Source organism: Pseudoalteromonas sp. 2CM28B (genome assembly GCF_023161935.1).
The window spans coordinates 1-425 of record NZ_JALNTH010000126.1 but is presented as its reverse complement, the minus strand read 5'-3'; the positions used below and the strand labels follow the sequence as shown (position 1 = coordinate 425).

Here is a 425-nt window from a genome sequence, read left to right as displayed (position 1 = left end):
AGTCGTTAATAGAAAGTTTAACTAGCCACCAGATCTTACTTCATAAGTAATTCCACCATAAGTAGATCCAGTTGTTGTTTTATTTTCAACTTCCCAATAATAAGTGCCTGCATTAAAGATAGAAGTGGAAACTGCTACGCTATATCCGCCAGCAACTCTATCTCCATTGCTATCAACCAAAGTCACTTTGAAATCATGTCCGTCATAGTTTCTTAAAATTGCAAAACCGTATCTACGGCAATTACCACCATCATAAGTAAAGCTTGCAATAGTTCGAGTCTGCTCCAATTTAAGACTAGTGTATCTAGTGTAAATTGTAGGGCTACAACGTTCATATTCACTGGTTGTTTGAATCGCCCCGTGTTTGCCAGAGACTCAATAACTTGAGAAACTGGAACTATGAAAAAATCAAATCGCTATACATC

Annotated in this window: 1 protein-coding gene; it reads right to left on the bottom strand. The window is 37.2% G+C overall.

Annotation, left to right across the window (positions count from 1 at the left end):
- Nucleotides 1–21: 21 nt before the first annotated feature.
- Nucleotides 22–288 carry a hypothetical protein gene (locus tag MTN96_RS36920; RefSeq protein ID WP_248534873.1) on the bottom strand — a complete coding sequence of 89 codons (267 nt, stop codon included), beginning with the start codon at nt 286–288 and terminating at the stop codon, nt 22–24.
- Nucleotides 289–425 lie beyond the last annotated feature (137 nt).